This window comes from Pseudoalteromonas sp. S1612 (assembly GCF_005887175.1).
Taxonomy (GTDB): Bacteria; Pseudomonadota; Gammaproteobacteria; order Enterobacterales; family Alteromonadaceae; genus Pseudoalteromonas; species Pseudoalteromonas undina.
On record NZ_PNDH01000153.1, the window covers coordinates 1 to 235 of the forward strand.

The following is a 235-nucleotide window of genomic DNA, read 5'->3' on the forward strand; positions in this document are numbered from 1 at the left end:
CCTGAGCCGCCCACAATAGTAAACCAAACACACGTGATCACAGGGGCAACCACAGAAATAAGTAAAAGCATTTCACGAATAGTACGTCCACGGGATATACGTGCAACGAACATAGCCATTACTGGGCCATAACCTAAAAACCAGCCCCAAAAGAATTCAGGCCCCGAGTCTAGCGACGGTTTATCGGCACGAAATGAAGCCATAGGAATAAAGTGTGCGAAATACAAACCAAAGG

The 235-nt window shown here is 46.4% G+C and carries 1 protein-coding gene; it reads right to left on the minus strand.

Features of this window, described 5'->3' with window-relative positions; translation table 11 throughout:
* Positions 1–235, minus strand: a 235-nt coding sequence (locus CWB78_RS18490; RefSeq protein WP_171040368.1) for a BCCT family transporter, incomplete at both ends; no start/stop codon positions are given.